The 26,998-nt window shown below is 68.6% G+C and carries 15 protein-coding genes; 3 read left to right on the plus strand and 12 right to left on the minus strand.

Annotation, left to right across the window (positions count from 1 at the left end; translation table 11 throughout):
• Positions 1-74: 74 nt before the first annotated feature.
• Positions 75-1,931, minus strand: coding sequence for a calcium-binding protein (locus Ate02nite_RS20600; RefSeq protein ID WP_203807931.1), 1,857 nt, complete (start codon positions 1,929-1,931; stop codon positions 75-77).
• Between the two features lie 175 nt (positions 1,932-2,106).
• Between Ate02nite_RS20600 and Ate02nite_RS20605 the strand changes: the two genes are divergently transcribed.
• Positions 2,107-2,772 (plus strand): hypothetical protein, encoded by a 666-nt coding sequence (locus tag Ate02nite_RS20605; protein ID WP_203807933.1) that lies wholly within the window; start codon positions 2,107-2,109, stop codon positions 2,770-2,772.
• Between the two features lie 32 nt (positions 2,773-2,804).
• Here Ate02nite_RS20605 and Ate02nite_RS20610 read toward each other — a convergent pair whose 3' ends face one another.
• Genes Ate02nite_RS20610 through Ate02nite_RS20625 form a run of 4 tightly spaced genes read right to left on the minus strand, consistent with a single transcriptional unit; the run spans position 2,805 to position 12,545 of the window.
• Complete coding sequence (locus tag Ate02nite_RS20610) at positions 2,805-4,910, minus strand: DEAD/DEAH box helicase (RefSeq protein ID WP_203807935.1); 2,106 nt, start codon at positions 4,908-4,910, stop codon at positions 2,805-2,807.
• Between the two features lie 8 nt (positions 4,911-4,918).
• Entirely contained in the window at positions 4,919-6,220 is a 1,302-nt protein-coding gene (gene brxD / locus Ate02nite_RS20615) for a BREX system ATP-binding protein BrxD (RefSeq protein ID WP_203807937.1), read from the minus strand.
• Positions 6,217-8,886 (minus strand): BREX-2 system phosphatase PglZ, encoded by a 2,670-nt coding sequence (gene pglZ, locus Ate02nite_RS20620; protein WP_239147550.1) that lies wholly within the window; start codon positions 8,884-8,886, stop codon positions 6,217-6,219. Before pglZ ends, brxD begins: the two co-directional genes overlap by 4 nt.
• The gene (locus tag Ate02nite_RS20625; protein ID WP_203807939.1) at positions 8,883-12,545 is read right to left on the minus strand and encodes a DUF6079 family protein; all 3,663 of its coding nucleotides are present in this window, start codon (positions 12,543-12,545) and stop codon (positions 8,883-8,885) included. Before Ate02nite_RS20625 ends, pglZ begins: the two co-directional genes overlap by 4 nt.
• Before the next feature lie 226 nt (positions 12,546-12,771).
• Here Ate02nite_RS20625 and Ate02nite_RS20630 point away from each other — a divergent pair, with 226 nt between their 5' ends.
• Positions 12,772-13,434 carry a hypothetical protein gene (locus Ate02nite_RS20630; RefSeq protein ID WP_203807941.1) on the plus strand — a complete coding sequence of 221 codons (663 nt, stop codon included), beginning with the start codon at positions 12,772-12,774 and terminating at the stop codon, positions 13,432-13,434.
• A 211-nt stretch (positions 13,435-13,645) separates the two neighbouring features.
• Here Ate02nite_RS20630 and Ate02nite_RS20635 read toward each other — a convergent pair whose 3' ends face one another.
• Positions 13,646-13,894, minus strand: a complete 249-nt coding sequence (locus tag Ate02nite_RS20635; RefSeq protein ID WP_203807943.1) for a PIN domain-containing protein — start codon at positions 13,892-13,894, stop codon at positions 13,646-13,648.
• Positions 13,895-13,903: 9 nt separating this feature from the next.
• On the minus strand, positions 13,904-14,794 hold the full coding sequence (locus Ate02nite_RS20640) for a hypothetical protein (protein WP_203807945.1): 891 nt from the start codon (positions 14,792-14,794) through the stop codon (positions 13,904-13,906).
• A 380-nt stretch (positions 14,795-15,174) separates the two neighbouring features.
• On the opposite strand from Ate02nite_RS20640, the gene Ate02nite_RS20645 reads away from it, so the two are divergent.
• Positions 15,175-15,423, plus strand: a complete 249-nt coding sequence (locus Ate02nite_RS20645; protein WP_203807947.1) for a GntR family transcriptional regulator — start codon at positions 15,175-15,177, stop codon at positions 15,421-15,423.
• A 51-nt stretch (positions 15,424-15,474) separates the two neighbouring features.
• Here Ate02nite_RS20645 and pglX read toward each other — a convergent pair whose 3' ends face one another.
• From pglX to pglW, 5 genes are read right to left on the minus strand one after another with little or no spacing between them, the layout of a single operon-like run.
• A complete protein-coding gene (gene pglX, locus Ate02nite_RS20650) occupies positions 15,475-18,972 on the minus strand; it encodes a BREX-2 system adenine-specific DNA-methyltransferase PglX (RefSeq protein WP_239147551.1) in 3,498 nt (1,165 codons plus the stop codon).
• A 28-nt stretch (positions 18,973-19,000) separates the two neighbouring features.
• Entirely contained in the window at positions 19,001-20,689 is a 1,689-nt protein-coding gene (locus Ate02nite_RS20655; RefSeq protein WP_203807949.1) for a DUF262 domain-containing protein, read from the minus strand.
• Positions 20,690-20,701: 12 nt separating this feature from the next.
• Complete coding sequence (locus Ate02nite_RS20660) at positions 20,702-21,547, minus strand: hypothetical protein (RefSeq protein WP_203807951.1); 846 nt, start codon at positions 21,545-21,547, stop codon at positions 20,702-20,704.
• Positions 21,537-22,841: an AAA family ATPase gene (locus tag Ate02nite_RS20665; RefSeq protein ID WP_203807953.1), complete on the minus strand. Its 1,305-nt coding sequence runs from the start codon at positions 22,839-22,841 to the stop codon at positions 21,537-21,539. The genes Ate02nite_RS20660 and Ate02nite_RS20665 overlap by 11 nt, the downstream gene beginning before the upstream one ends.
• Before the next feature lie 14 nt (positions 22,842-22,855).
• On the minus strand, positions 22,856-26,989 hold the full coding sequence (pglW, locus tag Ate02nite_RS20670; protein ID WP_203807955.1) for a BREX system serine/threonine kinase PglW: 4,134 nt from the start codon (positions 26,987-26,989) through the stop codon (positions 22,856-22,858).
• Between the last annotated feature and the right edge of the window lie 9 nt (positions 26,990-26,998).

A 26,998-nucleotide genomic window follows, 5' to 3' on the forward strand; every position in this document is an offset into this window, starting at 1 on the left:
CGCTGTCCGGTTACGCCCTCCTATCGGCAGAGTTTCCGCAGCTCAGAACCCCTGAAAAGAATTTCGAAATCGGTCTAGTAGCGGTGCTCGCAATTCACCATCTCGTCCTGCGGGGTGCCGAAGCACTCGTCGCCCCAGGCGGTCGCGTTGTCGCCGCCGTCGAGGAAGGCCGGCGGCTGGTTCGGGGACGAGCCCGACAGGTTGTCGTCGCCGGGGCCCCCGTAGACGTAGCGGCCGTCCAGGTGATCGTTTCCGGCCAGGCCGTACACCACGTCGCCATCCCCGCCGGCGCCCGAGCCGTAGCCGTCGAGGTCGTTGTCGCCGGCGTTGCCGGTCAGGTGGTCGGCGTAGTCGGTGCCGTCGATGTCCTCCACGTCGGCGCCGACCGTGTCGCCCTCGCCGGGCGCACCGTCGTCGCCGGCCTCGCCGTCCAGGTCGACGGTGACGCCCCGGTCGTAGGTGCGGTAGAGGACCAGGTCGCGGCCGTCGCCGCCGAGAATCACGTCGGCCGAGAGGGAGATCGGGTCGGCCACGCTGTAGTCGCTGTCGCCCTCGAAGGTGTCGTCGCCGGGGCCGCCGTCCAGGTGGTCACGGCCCGGCCCGCCGACGAGATAGTCCCGGCCGTCGGCGCCGATCAGGGTGTCGTCGCCGGGGCCGCCTTCCAGGGTGAAGTCGCCAGCCGTCGCGGACAGCTTGTCGTCGGCGTTGCCGCCGCGGAGGCCGTGGACGTCCGCGCTGATCGTGTCGTGCTCGCCGTCCTGCCCGTCGTCGCCGCTGACCCCGTCGGCGTCGGCGGTTACCGCAAGGGTGCGGTCCTCGTACGAGACGAAGTCGCCACCGCCGCCCCCGATGATCAGATCGGCGTCCGGCACGCCCGGCTTGAGCACGTGATTTTCGCGGAAGTAGTCACTGTCGGGGCCGCCGTTGACCTGGTCGTTGCCCAGGCCGCTGCCGATCGTGTCGCGGCCCGGCCCGCCGTAGATGGTGTCGGTGCCGTCGCCGCCGTCGAGGTTGTCGTCGCCGTCGCCACCGCTCACATAGTCGTTTCCGGTCTCGGCCCAGATGTTGTCCTCGCCGCCCGCGCCCCAGGCCCGGTCGTCACCGGCGCCGCCCTGCATCGAGTCCAGGCCGTCCTGGCCGAGCATGGTGTCGTTGCCGAGGCCGCCCGTGAGGTAGTCGTTGCCGGTGCCGCCGTCGAGGTTGTCGTTGCCCGCGTCACCGCTCACCTCGTCGTCACCGGCCTCGCCGTACGCCACGTCGTTGCCGTTTCCGCCGAGGATCCGGTCGTTGCCGGGGCCGCCCCAGACGTGGTCGTTGCCGTCCTGGGTGTAGATCGCGTCGTTGCCGGCGTCGCCGCGCGGGTAGTCGTTGCCCGCGCCGGTGACGATGGTGTCCTTCCCGTCGCCGCCGTAGGCCACGTCGTTGCCGTCGCCGGTGTTGAGGCTGTCGTTGCCGGTGCCGCCGTTGACGGTGTCGTTGCCGCCGTTGCCCCAGATCGAGTCGTTGCCGGCCTCGCCGAACAGCGTTTCGCCGGCCGTGCCGCCGATGACCTTGTCGTTGCCGGCCCCGGCGTACGCGGTCATCGGGATGCCGGCGTTGTTCCGCACCGAGTCGTTGCCGTCGTAGAGGTAGCCGGTGAACCGGGTCGGCGTGCTCTTGGTCGTGCACTTCGCCTTCGTGCTGTCGCCCTTCACCGCAACGCAGCCGGAGCCGGCCCGCACGGTTACCCGGTCGTCGATCGTGAGCGTCCGGCCGGAGCGGGTCACCACCACCTGGTTGGTCTGGCCGGCACCCGCCCGGAACAGCACCGTGGTGCCGCTCACCGTGGCGTTTCCCGAGCTGGCGGCCTCGGCCGGCGCGGCCGCGACCCAGACCGCGACCAGGGTCCCGGACAGGATGAGAGCGGTTCGGACAACAGCACCACGCGACACGATGATCAACCCCCGACGGCGAACAGTGTGCGGATCCTAGACGTCCACATCGGTTGATGGCTGCCCCGTTTCTGGGAATTGCCTGCGTGGCACGCAGACCTTTGGAATGCTTCGGCACAGGATCCCGACCGGTTGCCCCCGGGCCGCTCGGCTTGAGCCCACGCGAGGCGGAGCCATGAGCATCAGCCATCACCGCACGGCCAGCGGCCGACCGCTGCGGGTCGCACCCGCCTGGGTGGGTGCCGCGGGCACGGCGGACGAGGACCACCTCCTGCCGGTACGCGAGGCGGTCTGGATCTGGTCGGTGCGCCGTTTCGCCCGGCTGGCGCTGTGGGCGCTGCCCGCCGCCGCGGTTCTCGACGGCTGGCTCACCCTCGGCATCGACACCCCGCCCGGGGAACTGCCGGTGGCATTGGCCGCCGACTGGCTCTCGGTGATCGCCATGATCGCGCTGGCCGGCCTGCTCTCCGGCACCCGGACCCGTCGCCCGGCCATCGCCGGCCTGCTGATCGGCCTGGCCGGCGCGATGCTGACGCTCCCGCTGGTCGCCCTCCCGGAGGGCATAGCGGCCGACGGCAGCCCACTCGGCGTGGACCAAATGCACTATGCAGTGACGGTCGCCGCGGCGACCGCCGGCACCGGCTGGCTCCTGCTGGGCTGGGCGGTCTTCCGCTCGAAACTGGTCAATCCGGCCGACGGCATCCTGTTGATGCTGGCCGCCGCCGCGATCGGCGCCGGCACGTACGCCAAGCAGCCCCTGCCGACGGTGGGGGCTCTTCTGTTGCTGGCCGCCGGCACCGGCCTGGCCTGGACCGGCGCCCGCCTGATCCCCCGAGCCTGACGCATATCCGGCCCGTCCGGAGCCCCGCCGGTCTACCGGACCGCGACGAAGCGGGCCGGCTCGGCAAGGATCCGGGCTGCTCCGGTGAGGTCGGCGAGCCGGGCGGCGAGGGTTGCCACCGCGAGGCGCTCCGGGAGGGCGGCGCTGAACTTGAGTCCGTCGAGCGCCTTCGTGCTGACCTCGGGCAGGCAGAGTCGATCGGCGGCGTCGGCGGTAAGAGCCCGCCATGATGCCGGGGTGAGGTCTTCACGGAGCCGGATGTAGCGGTCGTCGAAGCGCTGGGCGGGGTCGACGACCTCACTCAGGGTAGCGGCGAGGGTCGCGTTGGCGCGGAAGCCGGCCCAGGTCCACCAGCGTAAGTCGTGGTTGTCCGCGCGCAGGACGACGGTGCCGCCCGGGTGAACAACGGACGAGAGCTTCTCCTGCTGCGTGGCGAGCTGATCCATGGCCCGGCGGGTCAGTTTCACCGGCGGATCGGCGCCGAGGAGGACTTCGCGCGTGGCTCGGGTCAGCTCGAAGCCGGTGCCGGCGAAGCCGCCGGCCGTCCATCGGGCCTTACCACCGGATTCGGTCGGCTCGACGAAGCAGCGGCGGCGCTTCCAGTCGATGTAGGTGACCTGCCAGCTGCGTCCGGCGAGCAGGAGACGGCGTGGGCCGGGCACCTCCTCGGTGAGCAGGCAGGGATCGATCCGGCCGAGCTCGTCGCGGCCGACGAAGACGGTGAATTCGGGTGGCCCGAGGAAGACCGCGGTCATGTCCATGAAGTGCCGGCGCCCGAAGCGTTTCTCGGCCTCCGGGCCGATGAAGTACATGCCGCCGTCGTTGTCGAGGTAGCCCTGCCCGGCCAGGTGCCGCGCGATGGGTTCGGCGCCACGGTCGAACGGGGCCAGGCCGTTCCACCATTCCGGCCAGAGCTGGTCGCCGACGCGGTGTTCCTGCAGGCACAACGCCATCAGCTGCTGGGCGACGATGTGCCGAGGCTCGGGCGTGGGCGTCACCGGTTCGACCCACCCGGAGCCCCAGAGGTGAAGCAAGGCCGCTGCTTGGACCAGTGACTCGCCCCGGACGGTGAGGAAGAGGCAGTTGCGCACGGTGTCGGCTCGCCGGCCGGTACGGCCCAGCCGTTGCAGGAACGAGGCGACGGTAGCCGGTGAGTCGATCTGGATGACCCGGTCGAGGTCGCCGACGTCGATGCCGAGCTCCAGGGTGCTGGTGGAGACGATGACGCAGTCGCGGGCCTCGGCGAACGCGGTCTCCGAGCGCCGCCGTTCGTCGGTCGACAGCGACGCGTGGGACAGGAACGTGGTGATGCCGTGCCCGCGCAGCAGTTGGCCGAGCTGCTCGACGGTCTGCCGGGCTTCGCAGAAGACCAGCCGTTTCTCACCGGCGTGCAGCGCGGCAATGATCTTGGCGGCGTTCGGCAGCGAGCCGACGTAGTCGAGTTCGATGTCACCGGGTGGCACCCGGGGGGTCGCGGTGACCGGCAGGTCCGGTGCGACGACCGTGGCCGGCCGCTGGCCGGCCCCAGCACCTTGCAACCAGTCAAGGAGCTGGCCGGGGTTCCCGACAGTGGCGGACAAGCCGACGCGCTGCAGCGGGCTCCCCACCAGATGGGTGAGCCTTTCGAGTACGGCGAGCAGATGCCAGCCTCGGTCGTCCCCGGCGAACGCGTGGACCTCGTCGACGATCACCGCACGGAGGCCGGAGAAGAACGCCCGGTGGTCGACGTTCACGCTGACCAGCATCGACTCGAGGGACTCGGGGGTGGTGAGCAGGATGTCGGGCCGTGCGGCGAGGATCGCTCGGCGTTTTCCGGCGGTCACGTCGCCGTGCCAGAGCGCGACCCGGCGGCCGATCCAGTCGGCGTAGCGCTCCAACCGGGGTTCCAGGTTGTTGAGCAGTGCCTTGAGCGGGCACAGGTAGAGCACGGACGGCCCGGTCCAGCCTTCGGTGGCCATCCGGGTGAGGATCGGGAAGATGGCGGCCTCGGTCTTGCCGCCGGCCGTGGGGGCGAGGAGTAGCGCGTCGTCTCCGGCGGTCAGTGGGGCGACGGCGGCGCGTTGCAGGGGCCGCAGGTCGGGCCAGCCCAGCGTGTTGACGATGTGGTGCAGCAGCACCGGGTCCAGCGCGACGCTCATGTCGGCCGCTACAACTGCAGGGTGATGTCGTCGGCAGCGGCGACGTTGCGTTCCACCGCGGTCAACTCGTCGGAGCGTACGGTCAGTGCGTAGTGCTCGCGCGGGTTCCAGTCGTCGAACTGGTCGGCCCGGTCCAGTACGTCGGCCACCAGCTTCTTGAGATAGATGCGGGGCGCCACCCCGACCTGACCGCCGAGTTTGCCGGTGACGGCGACGGCGAGTTCCCGCAGGTAACTGTCGTCGATCCGGTCCTGGACGGCACTGCTGCCGTAGATGTCGCGGACCCGGGAGCCCAGCTCGACGAGGGCGTCCAGCGAGAAGCCCGGAAGCCGCACCTGGGTGGCACGCGGGTTGTCCCAGCGGGCGTCAGAGCCGAAATCGGTGGCCAGCCGCTGGGCGAGCGGGGGGAGCCGCTGGACACCCTGAGCGCCGTCGTAGAAAGCTGGTGTGCCGGTGATGACCAGCAGAAGGCCGGGGAAGCGCCCGGCGTAGATCTCGTCGATGAACTGGCGCAACGCGTTGAGGGCCTTGTCTCGCGCGTCAGAGCGGACCCGCTGCAGGGTCTCGACCTCGTCGAGCACCAGCAGCAGGCCGGGATGACCGCTGTCGCGCAGCACGGTGAGCAGGCCTTGCAGGAAGCTGAGGGCGGCGAAGTGGTCGAGGTCGCCCTTGACGCCCGCGACCCGGCGAGTCGCCGCGGCGACGTGCGGCTGGCCGCTGAGCCAGGCCGCCAGCCCGTCCGCGGTGGCATGGTCGCCGCCGGCCGTCGCGGCCCGGTAGCCGCGGACCGCCGCCGCGAAGCCCGGCGTGCTGCGGGAGATCTCGGCCAGCCGCACTTCGAGCAGTGCGCCCACGGCAGTCTCGAGCGCATTGGCGTCGTCCTCGGCGACCTTGCCACCGGCCACCACGTCGTCCTCGAGCGCGTAGATCCAGCCGTCCAGGATCGGGCGCAGGGCGCTCGGCGAGAACTGTTCGGTGCTCAGGTTCTCCACCAGCCTGCGGTAGACGGTCTCCATCCGGTGCAGTGGTGTCTCCAACTCCGAGATCTGCACCTCGGCCGCCGCGAAGCCGCGACGCTTGGCGCGTTCCGCCAGCCATCGGGTGAAGAAGGTCTTTCCGGCGCCGTACTCGCCGCGGATGGCTTTGAAGACGCTGCCGCCGCCGGCGGCGCGGTCCAGGTCGTCGTCGAGGGCGGCGACGAATCGGTCGAGTCCGACCGCCAAGGCGTCCAAACCGTTGACCGGTACGACTCCGCGGCGCAACGCGTCGATGACGTCCCGCCGTCGCCTCGGCGACATTTCCACGCTCACGGCAGGACCAGACCGAACTGCTCGACGAGCAACGTCTGGTCGAGCAGCACGGTTGTCCCGTCAGCGTCCACCGTCACCACCGGATAGCCCTCCACCTGCAGCAACTTGCGCAACGCGGTCACCGTTCCGTGGATCCGATGAGCGGGTATCCGGGTGCGTGCGGCGAGTGTGTCGAGGGTGGCTCGGCCGTTACCGGCCAACAGCGTCTTGAGTAGCGCGGCCACCCGCTCGTCCGGCAGGACACCACGGCTCCCGCGCCGTTGCCGATACAGCGGACTGCCGAGCAGGGCGGTGATGAGGGCATTCTCGGCCGGCAGCGCCGGGAGCGTGCCGGTTACCGGCTCCGGCATCTCGAACAGTACGGCTGCCTGGGGCGCGCTCGGCGCCTTACCCGGCTTGGCAGTCACCCTTGCCTGTTCCACCGGCACCGGCAGGGGTTCTCGCCACCAGTCAGGGCTGGCGATCGGTGCAGCGGCCCAGCCGGGCAATGCATCCTCGTCGCCGGCGGTGAAGACGAGAAGCGGGATGACAGCTTCGGCGGGTGCGGCGCCGCCGTGGTAGCCGGCCTTACGCGGGCCGTACCGGATCTCTTCGCGCCACGGCAGCACCACCGTCCCGTCGCCCAGCGCCACCCGCGGGCCGGACACGACGATCTCACCGTCTGCGGCGGGCTCTGTCGCCGGGCGCCAGCGGTTCTCGTCGGAGTCGCTGCCCCGCATGATCGCCTCCGGCCCGCGGTCGACGACGTGGCCGTGATCGGAAACCACGATGACGACGCGATCCTGAGCCGCGGTGAGCAGGTCGGGCAGGGCCGGGACGGTGTGGGTGTCCCAGACGATCGTGCCGGGTTCGCTGCGGTCCAGAGCGTCATCGATGGTGTTGATCACCGCGGCGACCACTCGCCGGCCCGGCTCCTCCAGGGCGGCCCGCACATCAGGATCGACCGCCTCTCCGGAGGTGGTCCGCAGGTCACCCTTGTGCAGGAGAACCCCGTCGGGGAACCGCTTCATGAACGCGGCTCGTTCAGCTCGGCGTTCGCCCACGGCGATCCGCCCGCTCAGCAGGCTGCAACGGCTGACCTGAGTCACCGTCGGCAGCGCGGCCACGATGCCCGTACGAGGGCCACCGCTCCGGGTCAGTTCCAGCCACGCGCCGTGCCGGGCGAGGGATTCGCCCAGTTCGGTGGCGGCGGCCATGCTCATTCCGTCCAGGATCAGCAGGAGAACCCGGCGTCCGCTGTCCACGATCGGCTGGACGACCCGGTCGAGGACGTCCTCGACACGAAGCAGGGCACCCGGTGCCTGGTCGGCCATCGTGGCGACGGCGAGGAGCTCGGCGAACTGCTCGTCGTGCCGGCGGCGGCGATTGTCGACAGCGCGGTGCAGGTCCCGGTAGGCCTGTCCGACGATGGGGTCCACGTCCCCGGCGAACAGGTCCAACCGGGCGCGGTCCACCCATCCGTCGACGCGTACGTGGCGGTGCACGGCGTCCAGAAGGGTGTCCGGTGGCGGGGCTTCGGCGGTGGCGAGCCACCGGAGCAGCCGCAGGGCCATGCGTGCCTTCTCCAGGCGTTGCCGGTCGGCCGCGCGGTGCGACTCGACGTCGCCGAGGGCGGATTGCGCCCGGATCACCGCCGCCGGTGCGGGTGGAGCTGCCACCGCCGCACGAACGGCCTCGGCGAAGGTCCGCAAACGATGCACGAAGCCGCTCGGCAACAGGAAGGAGGAGCCGAGGTGATCCGTGATGTCGATCTCAGCGGCGATGGTTTCGGCCTGCCGGAGGATCTGCCTGGCCTGCCGGCGGTCGTGCACGTCGTCCGAGTCGACAGTCCGGTCCACCCAGGCTTCGGCCGCGTCGTGGAACGCCTCGACCTGCCCGGATGTCAGCCGGGCGCCGCCGAAACGAGGTTCCAGCCTGGTGCGTGCGACCGCCAGGTCGACGGCGGCGACCGCCGACTCGGAGCGTGGCCACAGGACGGCGGTGAGCAGACCCATCGGTATCGCGTCGAAACCGTGTCCGGCTCGAGCGGCCGCCATGATCGGGACTGCGGCTTGCCCGGCGGTGTCGACGAGGTAGTCGGTGAGACCCTTAGCCACCTCCGCGGGCAACGCCATGAACGCCATCTGGGCGGTGGCATCCCTGGTCCACTGCAGGAGCCCGGCCACGTCGAGGCGATCATGCGGGATGTCCAGAACCGTCGTTGCCAGGCAGCTGAGCGCATGTGCCCGGGTGAGTACGGTGCCGGGTGGCGCGGGCCAGCCGTCGAGCGGAATGTGGTCACCGAGGGCAGCGGCCACCCAGTTCCCGGTCCGCGGCAGGGTGGGGTCGAGGGAGACTCCGCCGAACATCTGCCGTACCAGTTCCCAGGCGTCCACCCGGCGGACGGTCTGCTTACTGAGATGGGCCAGGAGCCCTTCACCGAGCTGAGCGTCGGTCAGCTCGGTCAGCAGAACGAGTCTCTCGTCGCCGGTCCGGTCGTGCAGGGCAGCGCGGGCGGCGAGCGGTGTCTCACACGGCACGACTCGTAGCCGGGTGTCACCGATGACCAGATGTGGGTCCCCGGCCCAGGAAGGGGCGGCCGCGAGCGCGATGGCCTCGGCGTCGTCCTGCTCGCCGAGCCACGCCGCGACCTTCCGCCGGATGGCGTCCGGCTGCACCTGTGTCACGTGGTTTCCCAGGTGACCGTCACCCGGCGGCCGGCGGTGATCTCCGCACTGATCTGTTCGGCGACCCGGCGCCAGCCTTCCTCGTCATTGACGACTTCCTGCCGTACCGAACGACGCCCTGGCCCGGGCTCCGGCACCCGGGGCGGCGTGGGTGCCGGGTCCCCGGCCGGCGGGGTGGGCCGGTCCTCGGCCAGCAGGGCGGCCGCCGCGGCGACCGCCACCTCGATCTCCTTGACCAGATCGGCGGCATGCTGCTGACGCCGGGCCGATGCCCGTAGCCGCTCCATCGCCGCCCGTGCCCGTTCGTCCGTGCCTTCCCGGCCGGCGATCGGCCTCAGCAACGACCACTGCGCCTGATCGAGAGCACGCACCACGGCGGCCGCACTGGCCATCGCGGCTCCGGCCGCGTCATCGTCGATCTCGCCCAGGTCGGTGCGGCTGAGCAGCGACACCGTGACGACGTCGTCCCGTTCGTGCTGGAGGTCCTGCAGCAGGTCGGCGACGCGGCGTGCGGTCGCGAGCCGGCCGTCCGGCGCGGTGGGGTCGAGACCCAGAATGTCGGCGTGCCGGTTCAACCGGCCGACCAGGTCGGCGGCGGCGGCGGCATGCTTCGCCGCCGCGGTGCGCAGCGCGGAGGCCAGCGGGCCGAGGTTGGCCGGGGTCCGCCAGGCCGGGAGCGCCAGCCCGAACATCGGCTGGGCCCGCTGCACAGCGAGGCGCCAGTCATTCTCCTCCGGCATCGGTGGATGGCGCAGTTCGTGATCGTCGGTGACGGCCGCGACGGAATCGACGGGCACCTTACCGCCGTGCAGGTACCAGGCCAGTTGTTGCTCAAGGGCGAAGACCGAGATGATCAGATTTTGCAGGTCCCGGTCGAATCCTCGTGGGGCGGGCTGGTCGAGGAACTCGCGGAGCCGCCGAACCGGGAACTTCTCGGTGTCGCCCGCGTCGGCGGCGAACTGCAGGAGATGCCGGCTCCAGTAGCAGGTGCTGGTGGTCAGGACGTACCGGTGGTCTACGAGTTCGCCCAGTTCCAGGTTGTTGCAGATGCGGCGGATGACCCGATGGTCGGCCGGTGGCACATTCACGCCCCGGGTCGGATCGGCGGACGCCTCGCGGGCGTAGTGCAGGACCTTGCCGAGTTCCGCCTTCGTGATCGGCTTCTCGTCCTCCGGCAGGGCCGGCTTCCCCGGGTACGCCCAGGCCAGCAATTCGCCGGTGAGGTTGTCGAAGGCCTCCTTCAACGTCCCGCCGCGCGGGTCGCCGATGAGCAACCCTTCGTCGAGTGTGTGCAGGACCCCGACGTTGTCCTCCTCGACGTCGGCGGACTGCGGTTTGGCCGCGCCGTACGCCTGCTTGAGGGCGGTGAGCAGGCTGCCTCGCAGCTGGGTCTGGCGTTGCTGCAGGTAGATGCGGCCCTGCTGCCGGTCGGCGAGGGGCCAGTCGGCGGCGAGGGCGTTCAACCGGTCGCCGGTGCCGCCCAGCAGATAGTTGACCTTCGCCAGCTGGGCCACCCGGCCCATCAGCTCGTCGGTCAGGTAGAACGGCAACCAGAAGACGGTGTGCGACCCGCGCGGCAGGCCGGTTATCCGGGCCCGGTCCGAGTTGCGCGGATAGCCCTGTGGGTCGAACGGGTAGTCGATGATGATGCGCCACGCGTCCCCGGTGGCGATCAGTGCCGCATCCGGCATCGTGTCCTGGTCGCGGACGTTGCCGAACTTGACCTGGAGGAGGTGCCGCCGGCCGCGCCAGTCACGCGGTTGCTGCAACTCGCCGAGCTGCCCCTCGGCGCCGGTCAGGCCCATCTCGCTGGTGATCAGCTCGCGCAGCAATTGCTGCCGGGCGCCGGTCGTGGTGGTCTCCTGATCGGACACCAGGTCGAGCAGCTTGTCGTAGTCGACGGTGTTCAGCTTGAGGGTGACCACCGGGTCGGGCCCGTCGCTGAGATGCAGCTCGCCGGCGTCGTTGGCCACCTTGTTGAGCCGGTTCAGCACGATCTGGTTCTCGTAGCCGGGAATCGGCGAGGTGATCGTCCCGAAGTTCAGCGCATGCAGTTTGGCCGCGGTCAGGTTGTGCAGGGCCGGCACCTCGGGCACCAGCGCGCCCAGCAGCACCGTTTTGATCAGCTTGTCGTCGAGCTGGAACTGGACGTGCCCGGCCGTCTGGTCGTCGGCGATCCCGTTGAGTCGCAGCAGAAGGGGGCGCAACTTCTGCCGGTACAGACTGCGGGCGGCCTGGAACTGCTGCTTGAGCTTGGGCCGGTCGGGCAACTCGCCGTTGAGGACCAGCGGTTCGAACAGGGCCGCGACGCCGATCAGGTCGTTGACCCGCAGCGTCGCACGGCGATCGACGAGGAGCTCGGTCATCACCTTCAGCGCCGTCCGCTCCCGCTGCAACGCCTGCGACAGTGCCACCAGGGTCGCCACCAGCGCCGGAGAGAACGGGTAGAGCTTGCGGAAGGCATCCGCGTCGCTGCCGATGCCGGCGTCGCCGTACTGAGCGCCGAGCAGCAGTGTGTCCCACACCTGCCGGTTGCCGCGCACCGCGGCGAAGGCATTGTCGATGGTCGCGCGGGCCTGCGCGTCGATCGGCCGCAACAGTCGCTTCTCGGTGATCTCCGGAAGGTTGGTGTCGGCCAGCGCGATCTCGCCCAGCCGGCCCTGCACGCTGCGCATGACGTGCGCGAGCGCCTCGCGCTCGGTGCCGCCGACCTGTGGCCCGAGGAAATCTTCCAAGTTGCGCTGCCGGGCGACGAACGACACCAGCGGCAGCGGCCGGGACGCATCGGCCGACTCGACCAGCTTGTTCAGCTTCGCACCCTCGGTGTTGACGAACGTGTGGTCACTGATCCGCCCGGAGAGCCACAGGATCAACTCGTCCAGGAAGAGCACGATGGCGTCGTAGCCGAGAGCCTTGGCATGCCGGGTGATGACGGCCAGGCCGGTGTCGAGGTCGAGGTACTCGCCGCTGCGGACCGCACCGGTGAAGAAAGCCGTGGTGAGGGCCGTGACCAGAGCGTCGCGGTTCGGGGTGCCGGGCGGCGCTGCGGCGGCCTCGGCGTACGTCTGTGGTGTCCAGCCCTGGCGCTGGGCCCGCTGCACCGACAGGCCCGCGCCGGCGCCCGGCGCGGCCGGGCCGCCGAGCGCGGCGAAGAACGCCGCATCACCCATCCGGTCGCGCAGCCGGGCCGCGTCTTCCAGCAGAGCGTCAGAGCGGTGTACGGCCGGGGCCGGCTCGCCGGGGTGCCGGGCGGTGATCTGGGTGAGGTAGCCCTCGAGGATCGCCTGCTCGACCGAACGGGCGTCGAGCATGTGGAAGGTGAGCGTCAGGATGTTGCGGTCACGCAGCCACGGATCGGCGGCGATGATCGGTTCGGCGAGGCCGCGGATCCCCCGAGCCTCCGGATTGTGTCGCAGAATCTCCCGCAGCACCGCCATGAAGTGCGACTTGCCGGATCCGAACGAGCCGTGCAGGAAGGCGGCCTGCGACCGGCCGGTCGTCACGGCGTGCCCGATCCGGCGCAGCGCATCCGTGAAGTTCTCGCGCAGCTGGTCGGTGACGACGTAGTGGCCGAGGTCGGCTCCCTCAGCGGCCTTGACGACGAAGTCACCGTCGCCCACCGAGGTCGGGATGTCGATCAGATCCCGCAACAGCGTCATCAGTAATCCCCCAGGCTGTCGTCGGCGCGCCCGCCGGCCACCGATCCTATGCTCCGCCAACGAGACTGGGCTGCGGCCACCACGGCCCGCAAGCGTGATTCGGTTCGGTGTGGTGACCCGGAACGGCAAAAGCGAAACCCCGGCGGCATACCCACAAGGGGTAGGGGCGACCGGGGTCTTCGCTCGCTAGCATAGCGCGGTCATGCAGTCACCGTGAGGCGGATCAATGATTATGGGGCCGGCCGAGCTGGCGCAGGTGGAACAGAAGCTGTCGGTCGAGCGGCTGGCGCCGTACCGGACAGCGGCGAGCGGAGACCTCTCACTCGCCGTCCGGCTGTACGAGTGGAACACCGAGATCTCGGCCGCGTTGGGCAGCACGCTCGGGCATCTGGAGGTGCTCCTGCGCAACACCCTGAGCGACACCCTCACCACCTGGTCCGCCGCCCGGTTCGGCGAACCACGGTGGTATGTGGACCCGGGGGCGCTGCTGAACTATCAGGCCGGTCGCGATATCGACACCGCCCGGCGGCGCGCCACCCGCGGCGGACGCGCCGAGACCACCGGCCGGGTGACCGCGGAGCTGACCTTCGGCTTCTGGCGTTACCTGCTGACCGGCCACTACGAACGTACGTTGTGGCTGGGCTGCCTGCGGCCGGCGTTCCCCGGCCTCTACCGGCAGGGAATGCGCCGGGACGTCGACGCCGCGGTCAGCGAGCTGCACCAGGCCCGCAACCGCATGGCCCACCTGGAGCCGATGTTTAACCGGCCGATCGGCACACTGCAGACCACCGCACTGAGGGTGGCCGGCTGGATCTGCCCGACCAGCCGCGACTGGATGGACGCCCAGTGCCGCGTGCCACAGCTACTCGCCAGACGCCCACTACCCTGACTTTCGCCCGATGGTGCCTATAGCTCGAACTCACCCGCCCTTCACCGACGTTGCAGCTAGACGAGAAACGCAAGTCCTGGGAAGCCTTCGAAGTGCCGCCGGTTGTGGGTCAGTAGGGGAGCGTTGTGGTAGATCGAGGTTGCGCAGATCCACAAATCATTTGTCTGGCTGTTATGTCCCAGTGGATGACCTGCGCTCTGTGCCTGACTCTTTAGTCGACCCCACAGCCGGGCAAGATCATCGTCGTAGGGGCGACGACGTAGCGCCGAACCGCCTGATCGAGTTGATCAATGCGTCGTTGGCCCCAGCCAGCTTTGGCCGCACCAAAATGAACCTCGGCGACTGTGGTGAAGCTGATCACCGGGACCGCGCCGATGAGATGCTGAGCGAAAGAGCTGGCCGCAACCGTATTCGTCCACAGATGTGAGAAGGCATCCGTGTCCACAACCACATACTTCATCGATATCAGTCACCCACGTGCCGAACGAATGGCGGTCATGAAGTCCTCAAGGTCGCCGATCTGTTCTCCGCCGAGTTCATCGACGGATCTCAAGGGCTGAACCTCTTGTTGACGCGCCAGGGTATCCAAGGACTCCGGCCGCGCGCTGGCCAGCCTCCCCAACCCGGTCAGGTGGAGCAGATGAATCGACGCGCCGTTGGGGTCGATCTCACCTATACCTTCGGCCATCACCATCTCGTCCATCGCGTCCAGGACCGCGTCGCGCAGATCTGGCCCGAAATCGCACAGCACGCTGCCCGCGTAGGTGTCGACACGGCAGCGCAGGGCGGCAGGGGAAAAGTCGCCCATATGTAGCCGGCCCACCACGGTTGCCATCTGTTGAACCGGCGTCGCGCCGATCGAGCGGATCGCGGACTGCAGCGCCGCGTCGACCGTGAATCGCGTTGTGCCACCACGGGCGAACTCAATGCGGGTGATCCCATCGGGACTGATGCCGCCGGTCAGATCACGAATACCGTTGATCACGGGTGAGGTGAAATGCGCCGGGAGAGTCGACGGATCGCGAAGAAGCGAGAGAATGCCCTCTTCCAGTGCGTCGAGTGTCCTGCCCAGAAGATCGTCCAAGCCAAGCTGACCGGTGCGCTCGACGTGGAGAATCGCCGACCCGGTTTGGAAACCAACGATGTCGAGACGGACCGCGTCCACGATCTCGCGAGGTCGCCGCCCGGGCCTGGCGGTGCCTCCGCTGAGGCTCAGCGCGATCCGTTCCAGCGATGCCTGCAACCCGGAGGCCAGGCGAGCAAGTTCGGCAAGGGGTAGGCGGCCGCCCTCGGTCGAGGGACCCACCGCCTTGATCACGAGATCGAGGTCGCCGTCCGGCGCGTGCTGTGGCTGGCTCACCGATCTCACCTCCAACTGATCATTCACGGTTCCTCGCCTCCCGCCCCTGCCGGCGATCTTCGCGTCGGCCACCGCGGGCGGGAGGAGCCGCATCTGCCATCATGCCCGACCGTTGCGAGAAACCATGGACCCGTCAGCAGGGTGCACCCAACCGGTCCGTGCCATTTCCGTCAGGTGGGTCCTTCTCGTCGCTGCGCCGGCCACTGGCCCCGACGCCTGTGGGACGCCGGGGCCGAGCTGCCTGCGGGGGCCTTCCCGCGGATCCGGACCTTGTCCGGTCCGATGAGTACAACCTACTCGACCCGTCTACCCCTGTCTACATACGTACGTGTGCGTTGATGCCGGGAGGTGTACGTAACCGGTCGCCTACTGTCCGATCTATGAGCGATGATCCGCTAGAGCAGTACCGTCACCGGACGCCACGCCCGGTCTACGTGATGATCGCGGACGAACTCGCTACCGAGATTGCCAAGGCGCCGGTTGACTCGCCCATCGCCAGTGAGAAGGACATTCAGCAGCGGTGGGGAGTTGCCCGCGCGACCGCCCGGCACGCGATAGCCGAGCTACGAGACCGTGGCCTCGTCTACACGGTGCCCGGGCGAGGCTCCTTCGTCAGTCCACACTCGTAGCGACTGGCAGCGATCTTTCAAGGCTCGGTCTGTGAGCAAAAGGGGCTGGCATTACTGCTCGGGCACTCCGCGCAACAGGGCCAGCGCTGACCGGTCCGAGCTGAGCGCGCTCAGCTCGGCGTTGATGAAGTCGGTGAAGAATTGCGCGGGCGAGCCCGGAAACTCGGGTCGCTCCTCGGCGTACCACTGGTGTAGCCACGGCTCCAGCTCGACCAGACCGGCCAGGAACGGCAGCAGCAGGTCAGCCGGCCACGATTCCTGCGTCTTGCGGTCCAGGTAGACGGTGGCCAGCGCCTGCGCCTGCTGCAGGTGATCCCACCCAGCCCAGCCGAGCAACTCGCTGCCGTCGGTGGCCCGGCTCGCCTTCGGGTACGAGATGAACCGCTCCTTCGGCACGTCGAGCTTGCCGCGTGCCCGCCAGAACGAGGCCCGCAGGAAGTCCGCGGAGGTGTACTTCGGCGGCACGTCGATCTCGACCGACTCGCCGTCGTCCTCGCGGCGCTGCAACGCCCAGGTGCGCTCCCAAAAGCCCCGTTTGCGCAGCCCGGACGGTTTGTAACGCTGGGCCGGGAGGTACGGCACGTGCTCGTCACCGAGCAGCTGCCACAGAGCTTTGGTGAGGTCGTAGTCGTCGTGCCCCATCCACAGTTCGAGCACATGCCGGAAGTCGGCATCACCGCCGAGCCGGTCGGCGAGCTGCGCCACGGACAGCGGCAACGGCTGGCCGGCCCACAGCTCGGGAGCCTCCATCCGGTCGAGCAGCCAGTCCCGCAGGGCTTCGGCCTGCATCTTGTCCCAGCCCTCGGTGGCCCAGCGCCGCTTGCACTCAGGCCGCTCGATCAGCGCGAGGTGACGATTCTCCGCGATGACTTTGATCCGCCGCTCGACCAACTCACGGTATTCAGCCGGCCAGTCCGAATTCACCTCGGCCTGAGGCGTCGACCCATGCCGGTTGAACCACTCAGTCTTTACGTCGTTGCGCGCCATGGCGATCTCGAACGCCCGATCGCCAAGCCTGATCCCAGGCGGATCAGGATGAGTAAGGTCATCGTCGATCAACCCATAAAGGCGATAAACCTCAAAATCCAATTCCTCCTGTACGGCGATCATGCGAGCCCGAATCAGCTCGTACTCGCCCCGAGCCGCCACCAGTCGCTCCCGTGTCGGCGCCGCCGAACCGGCAACCGAAGCGGGTGTCAATTGCGTCAGCCGCTGCGCAAGCCCGTCCAGCAGGCGAGCCCGATCAACTGGAAGGCTCGCAGGAAGGGGGAACTCCTCAAGTTTGGTGCCGGTGAACTCCCACCGGTCCATCCAGGGTTCTGGCTGGATTCCCCTCCCGATTCCGCTACCAGCCTTGCTTTGGCTGACCTGCTTGAGCCAGAAGCAGGCGGTGGAACTGTTGAGCACCCCAAGCAGCCGGAGATGGTCCTCTTCCGTCGCGGCCTCCGGCAGTTTGATCACAGGTGCTGAACGATTGAAGAGCCGTCCTCGTCTGTCTAGCACAAAATGATTATGTGTAGCGACGAAAGCAAACGCTATTGTTGTTGGAGTGCGAATCTTTTCGCGGTAGAGTTCACGTATTTCATACCAAGAAAGATTCGGAATATCCTTGATTGATATGCCAAATCTCCGTCGATTTTCAAGAACCGTTCGGGAGGGCCACAGGTAGTCTATGATTTGAGGGATTTTACTTGGCTGTAGTGGCTCTAAGTGGTCGTCATATGGGAACACACATACCAGGCCAGTCTCGATAAGGTGGTCGCGGACCCCTTCGCCAAGTACTGCTTCCCTGGCCGGCTCAATGGCCTTCCGGCTCGCTGCCCGATTGTTTAGTAAGTAGGCGTCGTCATCGCCCGTAATGACCGCAAATCCTGGTTTTGCGAAATCAGCCAACTTGCGCGAGGTCATCTTAATCTTCTTAAGAAGATCGACAGCTCCGCCACCCGACAAACTCCACGGATGCCGTTGAAGGTTGTCTCGACCGAGGGCGATGGTGCTTACCCATGGCGACTCTGATTCGCCTTCGTTGAGTTGGCGTACGATGGCATTCCATACAACGCCGTCAGCTGGAATTTCGGGCGTCGTGGGCTCACCCTGAATGCCTAGGACGGCGATGACGGTTGCAGAGCGTCGACGAAAATTTGAACGACCAATAAGAATAACCGTTGGTGTGCCGTGACCGGGAATGTAGGCACCCGATGTGTCGATTACTTCCGTCAGTTCTACCTCGTGGGCGAAGTAGTCCTCGATCAGTTTCTTGCCGAATTCGCGTTTCATGAACGCGTTTCCGGTGATCTGGCCGACGTGGCCGGCGCCGTCGCCGTGTTCGTCGGAGCGTTTTGCCAGGTCGAAGAAGCGCTTCGCAAACGGGACCGTCAGGGCGTACTGCCGGTAGCACACCGTTGGGTACAGCTCCCGGTATTTCTTGTTCAGAGCCGAGTCCGCCACCGTGATGTAGGGCGGGTTGCCGACCACGACCGTGTATTGGCCCGGCCGTAGGTATTCGGTGAGCAGGTCGTCGTCCTCGCTCGCGTACGCGAAAGGCTTGTCGGTCTGCCAGCGCAGCAGGTCGGTCTGCTCGACCGACTTGCCGGACCCCCAGGGCAGCAGCGAGTCGCCGGTCGCGACCCGGATCGGCCAGGCGGGTGTGCGTTCGAGTTTAGTCAGCCCGCACACCTTCATGGCTGCCACCAGAAGGCGGAACCGGGCGATGGCTACCGCGAACGGGTTGATGTCGACACCAGTTACCTGGCTCAGGGCCTTTTCGGTGTGCAGGCGGATGTCACCGGCCGGTTCCCGGGCCTGCCATTGACGGACCAAGCGGTCGAAGGCGCCGAGCAGGAAGTGGCCGGAGCCGCAGGTCGGGTCGATCACTGACGTCTCGGAGAGGCCGAACTCTTTCACGGCGGGCTTGAACGTCCGGTCGAGGATGAACTTTTCGACGAACTCCGGGGTCTGCAGCAGCGCGTACGTCTTCTTGGCGTGCGCACTCAGGTCCTGGTAGAGGTCGCCCAGGAAGCGGGTGTCCAGTTCGTCGCTGCGTAGCGAGCCACGGCCGGCACCCTTGCGGAAGAAGTCGCTGAGGCTTTCGGCGGCGGGGCCGGAGATGTCGTATCGCCAGATCGGGTTGTGGTTGTCGAAGATTTTGCCGGTGGCCCGCAGGCGGGCCAGATAGCGGAACGCTTCGCGCAGCCATTCCCGGTCGTTCTCGCGCGGATTGGCGATGATGTAGGCCTGCCGCCCCTGCACCGCGTCGTCGGAGCGGGCTGCGGGCTCGTCACCGCCGATCCACAGACCGTCGACCAGGCGATTGTCCTCGCAGAACCGGACGAAGACGCAACCCAGTACCCAGGCCACCGCGGCCTGGTCGAGCTGGTCGTCCAACCAGGCCTCGAAACCGCTGGCCGTACGCTCGGCCTGCCTGGCGCCGTCATGCTCCGCGCGCAGTTCCGAGCGCAGGCCGGGCGACTGCGCGAGCTGATCTCGGAGATCCTCCACGAGGAACCGGACCTGCCCCTGCAGGGCCTTGCGGGTGGCTTCGTCAATCACAGGCAGATCTTACGGCCGAGACGGTGAGCTATTCGTGCTCCGTGTCGTCGTCGGCCACTCCGATGAGATCGCGGGTGAGTTCCACCCCGATGTCACCGGCAAACGCACGCAGCTTCTCGCCGAGGAAGCGGGCCCGGTAGTCCAGGAACAGTTCCTCGTCTCCGTCCAGCATGCGTTGCCAGGCGATCTCCGGAATGCCGTGGCTCTCCAGGATCTCCGAGGCCCGGCCCCACAGGTCGTCCCGCAGGGACCGTAGTGCCGTTTCCAGCCGGAGCCCGGGCGGCGTGGGCAGGACCAGGCGGTTGGCTGGCCTGGGGTCGCGCGGGTAGACGGGCCGGTATGCCTGGGCGGCGCCGGCCGCCAGCCGCTGCAGGACATCGAATTTTTGACCGAGCGAATCGAGGCGATGGCGGAATTCGCCTGCCTCCCAGGCCACATAGGCGAGGGTTCGCGCGCTGTTGAGGTTGAACTGGTCGGGCACCGGCTGTACGGCCGCGACGTCGAGTGCCAGCCTGGTGATTCGTCCGTCGGCGAAATCGCGCATCTCCTGCAATGCCCGGCGGAGGGTCGTCGAGGTGGCTCCGGCGTAGGAACCGGCCCACGAGGTGACCCAGAACCACCGGCGCAACTCGTAGCGCTCATTGCCGGTCGGGGGTGCCCCGCGCTCGTTGCAACGGTGGAAGAAACCGGTCAAGATCACCAGCTGATGGGCGTACGGCAGCAGCGAAGCAAGCGGCAGCCCGGCCCATTGCAGAAACTCGACCGCGGCATGGATGGCTTCGGTAGCCTTCGGTACGGCGGTGGCCATGCTCTTCTGCATCCGGTCGGCCACCAGTTCCCACCGCGGGCTCATCACGTCGACCTCGCCCGCGACGGCCAGGATGGACCGGAAGACCGCGGTGCGTGGCAGCTCGCCGAATTCGGTGTTGGCCACCGCCTCGACGATGGTTTCGATGTGCTCGGCCATGGTGGGCTGGTCGGAACGGTGGGTCAGCGCCGAGACGACCTGGTCGGCCTCCATCCGCACGCCGCGCCGGTTGAGCCTCGTGTAGACCTCCACGGCCTCATTGAGGCTTCCGCCGCGGAGTTTGATCACCGCAAGTTTGTAACTGCGGAGCCGGCTGGCGACCTGGTCGGCCTCATTGATCAGGCGTTCGAGCCGCTTCCCGTCGCCGATCTGGAGTTCGAGATTGCGGGAGAACCGAAGAAAGTCGATGGTGCCGGCGACGGCCCGCACCGGCATCAGCGTTTCCGGCACCCGAGCCGGCGACGATCCCTCGGCCCGGAAGTGCCGGTAACGGTCCCGGCTCGGATGCTCCTTCAGGTCCAGGTCGCGGTAGATCCGCCATTTCCACTCCCGCTGGTCGTCGAAGCGGGGCGTCCGCCCGAGCCGGCGCAGCACCCCGAAGAGGGTGGACAGGCGTTGATGACCGTCGAGCACGTAGGACGCGGGCCGGTCGAGCGGCGGCGGTGGCACCTCGACCTCGCCGACGCTGCTCAGCGAAAGGACGTTCTCGGTGGTCTCCCACAGCAGGATGCTGCCGATCGGGTAGCCGCGCTCGATGCTGTCGAACAGGTCGAGCATCTGCTCGGGCCGCCAGACGAACGGTCGCTGGAACTTGGGCACCCGGATCAGCCCGCGAGCGATGTCCTCGAGGATGTCGCTCAGCAGTTCAACGGACGGGGCAAGCCGGCTGTCGGCGTCGTCGCTGAGCATGCCGCCAGTCTCCTACAAAATCTCGCGGATCATGTTGAGCACGCGGCGCAGTTCATCGACGGCTCCCGGTCCAAGCTCGTCGAAGTCGTCCTCGGTGACCGACACCTGGTGCGGGATGAGCGGGTGAATTTTTCCCAGCCGGTCGCGGATCTTCAGCTTTCCCCGCTGTTCGGGCGCCATCGCGCGGACAGCCGACAGCTCCCGGAGGCGGTGCTGATCGGTGGACAGGTGAAACTCCCACACCGGGAACGGTACGTAGTTCTCCACGCTGCGCCAGTTCCACACGTGCACCCGCGCTCGCCCGTCGGCCCGGATCTCGTCCGCCTGCTTGTTGCTCTCCGAGCCGGCTCCGCCGTCACTGTCCAGCAGCGCAGCCACTCGGGCGTGCCGCCGGAACAGCTTGCACTCCTCGAACACCAGCCAGGCCATCTGGGAGTTTCCACCGCCGTGCTGGATCCGCAACCAGCCTCGTGTGATCGCGTCGCCGATCCGGCTGCCGTCGAGCACGGCTGCCAGCCGCTGGAGGAATCCGCCGTCCGCCCGCTTGTTCTCGACCACCAGGACCGCCGGGTGGGCGAGGTCGTTGGCCATCTCGGTCAGGTTCGACACGCTGACGCTGATCGGTGCGGCCGCACCCTTCGTCGGGTACGCGGACTCCTTGACCGCCTCCCGCGCCCACTCGGCGAGCGCCGGAACACCGATCACCGTCGTTACCCGGCCGACGAATCGCTCCGCCTTGATGGCCTCTGGCGGCTTCGGGCGCCAGTCGTGCCGGTGTTCCGCGACCATCCGGAGAATGTCCAGGGCGAGACCGTTGTCGTCGACCTCGAAAATAGCGACGTCGATGTCAAGAAGCACGGTCGCTCCGGTCGGCCTGGGCGGCAGCCAGCGCCCGCACCTCGTGGTAGTCCTGCGAGAAATAGCCCTCCGGCCAGCTCTCGTCCAGGTTGCCCAGATCGTCGAGCCCCACCCGGCGGACGGTCGACACACCGTCGACCTGCTCGACCACGTAGATGGCGACCGTGTTGGGACCGTAGTCGTTGTCGACCTCGGCGATCCGGCGGCGCAGCCGCAGCAGCAGGGTCTCGCTGTGGGTCTCGATCAGGAACCGGGTGCCGGTGTCCCGTGCCGTGGCGAGGTAGAGGTCGGCCAGCTCGGCGTGGGCGGCCGGGTGCAGATGCAACTCCGGCTCCTCGACGATCTGCAGGGGGGTCCACCATGTCTCACCGTTCATCTCGTCCAACGCGCACTGAGCGAGGATCGGTAGCACCTGCGCGAGACCACTGCCTGCGTCGGCGAGGTTGACCTGCACCTTGCTGCCGGCCCGGGTCAGCACCGTCGAGCGCAACGGCCCGGCCGGCACCTCGTCGATCTGCCAGCCCGGCACGATCGCCGCCAGCCGTCGATTCATCAACCGGAGCAGCTCACCGTCGCCGCGGTCCCGGTCGTGCGCCAGCAGCGCCGGCAGCCCCTGCCCGCGATTGCCGATCCCGACGGGATCGCCGTGCGGTTTTCGGTGTTGGCGGCCGACCACCTCGCGGTACGGCCCGAGGTATCGGATGGGTCCGGGGTTGAGGTCCGGTACGGTGAGATGCGGGATGAGCCCGGAGAAGCCGACTTCCCCCGTGCGCGGCTTCGCCTCGTGTTCCGTCCGGATCTCGTACTCGCCGGGGTGATCTGGGTGGAAGGGGCCGAAGGACGGCCGTTCGGCGATGCCGTCGATGTCGGGCGTTGCGGCCTCCGCGGCGGCCAGCCCGGATGACACGAGATCGAGCCAGCCCCTGTCCCGGTCCCGGTTCAGGTGCAGCCGGGTCACGACCGCCTGGCGGGTCGCGTCGTCGTAGGTCAACTCGGCGTTGAGCCGGAACGATTGCGGAGCGTCGACGGACAGCCCCAGCTCCAACGGACGCAGGGTGTTGTTCTCGAACAACAGCTCCCGGAAGTCGTCCACCGCATCCGCACCAAGACGGTCGAGGTCGAGTGGCGCTGGCGACCGGGTGCCGAAGCCGGTGGCCAGCAGCAGCGGGAGCCGGGTCAGCGCGCTCTTGCCGGAGTTGTTCTTGCCCAGGATGACGGTAACCGGGGCCAGCTCGATCTCGTGCCGATCCCGGAAACTGCGGTAGTTACCCAGGACTAGGCTGCGGATTGCCATAGTGGACAGTTCTATCAGACGGTTGCCTTCAGCCACCCGTCCGGAACCCACAGCAACTGGCTTGCCGGAGAGGTGAGCGGCACCGGCACACCGTCCAAAAGGGCTGGTTCCGGTCGCCAGGCCGGGACGAGCAGCAGACGGGCCGCCGGACGTGGCCGGGTCGGGTCGGCCAGCTCCTGCAGCAGCTGCATCTGCCCGTAACGAGCCAGTGGGGCGGCCTCGGTGATCAGGAGCGGTGACTCGGCCGACAGGGCCTCGCGGATGGCCGGCACCACGTCGTGCTGCACCAGCTCCACGAGACTGCGGAAGTCGGGGTCGGTGGCCGACCCGTTGTCGGCCTTGACGATCGTTTCCCAGGGGTAGCCGAGGCCGCGCAACCGGTCCAGCAGGAGCGCGGTGACGTCCACCTCGACGAGGTCCAGGCGGTCCAGCAGTGCCCGCCGCACGGCCGTGAGTCGCCGCAGCGACGTCAGCACCGCCAGGAAAGCGTGCCGGTCGATCACTGTGGACAACCGGGCCGCGACCTCGTCCGGCTGGGCGGTGCCGATCAGCGTGCCGCCGGTGATGCCGGTGCGGGACCCGGTCATCCCGGTCAGCTGCGACGGCTGTTCCGGGGGGCCGTAGAGACGCTCGTTGGCGTTCCAGGTCAGCGGCACCGCGCAGCGGCGCAGCAGATCGGTGAGGCCGGGCCGTAGTGGCAGTGGCTCGGCGCGCGGGAATCGGGCCCGGACCCGGTCGCGGACCTCCTCGGCATTGAGTCGCTGGCCGATCAGGCTGCCGGCAGTCAGCCGCAGTGCCCGGTCTGCCGCCATCCGGTCGGGGTAGAGCTGGCCCTGCGCGTTGACGTCGACGCGCCCGTTGCTGCCGGCCGCCGCCAGCTGCAGCAACCGCAGGTCGGTGACGGCCGGCATGCCGGCCGGCCCCGGCAGGGTTCGCAGATCCTCGACGGCCCGCTGGCGTGACGGCAGCGGGTCGGCGGCAGCCAGTACGGCCGATCGGTCACCGAGTGCGACAACGTAGCCCAGCAGGTCGGCCGCGGTGGTCTCGGCGGCCGGATCGTCCGGCTCCCGACCTACCAGGACCGTGTCGGACTGCCGGAACCGCTGGATGGCCACCCGCGCGTCGCCGCCGAGGGACAGCTCCACCTCTACCGCGGCGCGGACGAGGCCGATGGCCTGCGTGGTGCGTTTCGGCTCGGGGGTGTATGAGCCGCGGGTCGCGACCAGCGCCTCGCCGATCTCGACGGCTGACATCACCGAGCCACGGGCGTCCAGCAGGCCGACGATCTCATCGCGGACGGCGGACAACCCGGCGTCCTCCGTCCACGGCGTGATCTGTTTACGCAGCAGAACCGACACCTGCGGCTGGGTCTGGCCGGTGAAGCGGGCCACCTCCGACTGGGTGGGCCAGTGCAGCAGCGTGTCGCCGCCGCCGGAGGACTGGCCGAGCAGGACGGCCAGGGTGGTCCGGGTCTTGCGGTTGCGGGATGTCTCAGCCGGGAGCAGCGCGGCGCACAGGGTCTCGATGGCCTGCGACCCGGAGTCGTCCTGGGCGGCCGGTGCCGCCGCCGGAGTGGCCACGGCGGCCCGCAGGGCGCGGGCCTGCGCCAGGATCTCCTTCCGGGTGGCGTCCGGGATGTTGCGGGCCCGGGTCAGCTCGGACTGCGGGGCGTCCAGCAGATCGCCCACCGTGACGAAGCCGAGCCTCTCCAGCGCCGAACGCGCCCGAGCGGTCAGGTCCGTGACAGCCAGCGGCGACATGCGGGTGATCGGTGCCGCGGCACCCGGTTCGGCCGGGGTGGCCCCCGCGGGCGGAACCGCGCGGAAGATCGCCCGCCAGGTGTCGAGCATCTCGTCGACGGTGTGGAAGCGGTCGCCGGCCTCCCGGGCCAGTGCGCGACCGAAGAAGTCGACCATCCGGTCGGCGACCGCCTGGTCGAACATCGCCGGGTCGAGCGTCACCTCACCGCTGACCGAGGCCGGGTTGGCGCCGCCCCACTCCGGCAGGGTGCCGGTGGCCATCTCGAACAACGTCACCGCGGCGGTGAATCGCTCGGCGGCGGCGTCGTAGCGGGGCCGGCGAGGATCGCCGAGGAAAGGATCGATATAGCCGGTGGTGCCGGCCTGGTACTGATCGGCCGGAGTGGAGGAAAGCGAGAAGTCGAAGACGCAGAGGTGCCGCTGTTTGTCCTTCGGCCTCGGTCGGGCGGCCAGGTTGGCCGGTTTCAGGTCCCGGTGCCACACGCCCTCGCCGTCCAGGTAGGCGACGATTTCCAGCAGATCGCGGCCGTAGCGTCCCAGCAGGTCGAGGGCGAGGCGGCCGTCGCGCAGATCCTGGGCCAGGGTCTTGGGGCCGGCCGACTCCATCAGCAGCGAGGTTCGGCCGCCGACCTCGATCGGTTCTTTGACCAGGGCGACCACCTGTGGGTGGCGAAGCTGCCGGAGGGTTTCGGCCTCGGCGATCAGGCGATCGTGGTGCCGTTCGTCGCGGGCCACCTTGAGTACCAGCTCGCGTGCCGGCTCACCCTCCGCGGCATCCTCCTTCACCAGCAGCGCCACCGCCGTCGCCCCGGCGCCCAGCCGGCTGACCACGGTCAGACCCATGTCGAGCCGGTCGCCCCGGTGCGCGGTCAACGGGTCCACGACCGGTTCGGGCTCTGGAGCGGTCAGTTCCTCCCAGACCCGATCCAATCGGCTGCGGAAGGCCGCCACGCTGCCCAGACGTTGAGCCGGGTCGCCACGGGTCGCGTCGTACAGGGCGTCCACGAGCGCACTGGGCATGCCGTCGACCGCAGCCGCCAGATTTACCCCACTGTCGCGCACCGCGGTGGCGAGTTCCTCCGCCGAACTGGCCGGCGGGCTACCCGCAAAGATCCGGTGCGCGATCGTGCCCAGGGAGAAGACGTCCAGTTGGTGGCCGTGCGGGCGGGTGGCGGTCGCCACCTCCGGGGCCTGATACCGCCTTACCTCGTCGTCGAAGAACAGCTCCAGACCGGACGGGTCGCTGACGGAGCTGGTGCGGGTCATCCTGGTCCCCGCCGGCAGGCGACCGCCGGTTTGCCAGTTCGTCACCACCAGACGGGGCCGGGAGGCATCGGGGTCACACACGTACACAGCAGCGGGGTGCAACGCCCGGTGTGCCAGGCGCCGGGAGTGCGCGTAATCGATGATTTCCGCGAGATCGCCGATCAGGTGCAACCGCTGGGCCATGGTCAGCCGATCGCCGCGCTGCACCAGCCAATGGTCGAGGCGAACCCAGTCCTTCTCGTGGTCGAAGACCACAGCCGGGCCCCAGGCGTGCTCCACCAGGTCGTGTGCCCCAGCGATGCCAGGGTGGTGGATGCCCTGCAGGAGCCGGAACTCGCGCTCGGCGGCGCTGCGGATCGCCGGCACGTCCTCCTCGGCGGCCCGGCTGGTCAGATAGAACCTGACCCGTCGCAGCAGCCCGGTGTCCAGCATGTGAGCGGCGAGGAAGTCCTGCCAATCCGGCCCCTCGGCCATCGGCCGGGCATGGATGATGAGCTGCCCGACCTTGCGATTCGCCACTGACGGCCGGATCTTGGCGCCCTTGACCAGCTCGACGATCTCGCGGCCGCGGTCCAGATCAATCCGGTGTTTCGGGTTGAGCGGCTGCGCCAGAAGCATCTCTCGCAAGCTCGGCAGTCCGGACTCGGCACGGCCGTGCAATCCGTAGACGTGCTGCCGGCCGATCGCGTCCAGATCGGCGGTCAGATTCTTCGCGTGCAGGAACACCGCCGCTGCTACGTACGGGCTGGCTGCGGCCCGGCCCTGCCGCCGGGCGTAATGGCTGATCAGGCTGGCCAGCCGCTTCGCCTTTCGGTTGGCCAGAACGTACGGGTTGTCCTCGGGGATCAGCCGGGAGTTGGGCGCACGGCGCACCCACTGGCTGCCGTCCCCACGCAACTCTCCCTGCCAGTGCTTGAGCTCCAACACGTACAGGCCGCTCGGGGTGAGAACCAGGGCGTCGATCTCGTTGATCGACCCGTCACCGGCGACGAACTCGACGTTCGCCCACACGTGGTACGGATCGGAGTCCGGCAGGTATGACGCCAGCTCGCGCAGACCGTCCTGCTCGTGGAGGTAGGCACTCGCGTTGATCTGCTCCCACCGCGGCGAATCCTCACGCATCGGCCAAGA

Origin of the sequence: Paractinoplanes tereljensis (genome assembly GCF_016862435.1) — a bacterium.
In the GTDB taxonomy this organism is placed as follows: domain Bacteria; phylum Actinomycetota; class Actinomycetes; order Mycobacteriales; family Micromonosporaceae; genus Actinoplanes; species Actinoplanes tereljensis.

What these genes read in the sequence shown, in the direction of transcription:
- Ate02nite_RS20645 (WP_203807947.1), top strand. Translation starts at nt 15,175, where the DNA reads ATGAGCGATGATCCGCTAGAGCAGTACCGTCACCGGACGCCACGCCCG.
- Ate02nite_RS20630 (WP_203807941.1), top strand. Translation starts at nt 12,772, where the DNA reads ATGATTATGGGGCCGGCCGAGCTGGCGCAGGTGGAACAGAAGCTGTCG.
- Ate02nite_RS20625 (WP_203807939.1), bottom strand. Translation starts at nt 12,545, where the DNA reads ATGACGCTGTTGCGGGATCTGATCGACATCCCGACCTCGGTGGGCGAC.
- Ate02nite_RS20665 (WP_203807953.1), bottom strand. Translation starts at nt 22,841, where the DNA reads ATGGCAATCCGCAGCCTAGTCCTGGGTAACTACCGCAGTTTCCGGGAT.
- pglW (WP_203807955.1), bottom strand. Translation starts at nt 26,989, where the DNA reads ATGCGTGAGGATTCGCCGCGGTGGGAGCAGATCAACGCGAGTGCCTAC.
- Ate02nite_RS20635 (WP_203807943.1), bottom strand. Translation starts at nt 13,894, where the DNA reads ATGAAGTATGTGGTTGTGGACACGGATGCCTTCTCACATCTGTGGACG.
- Ate02nite_RS20610 (WP_203807935.1), bottom strand. Translation starts at nt 4,910, where the DNA reads ATGAGCGTCGCGCTGGACCCGGTGCTGCTGCACCACATCGTCAACACG.
- Ate02nite_RS20655 (WP_203807949.1), bottom strand. Translation starts at nt 20,689, where the DNA reads ATGCTCAGCGACGACGCCGACAGCCGGCTTGCCCCGTCCGTTGAACTG.
- Ate02nite_RS20605 (WP_203807933.1), top strand. Translation starts at nt 2,107, where the DNA reads ATGAGCATCAGCCATCACCGCACGGCCAGCGGCCGACCGCTGCGGGTC.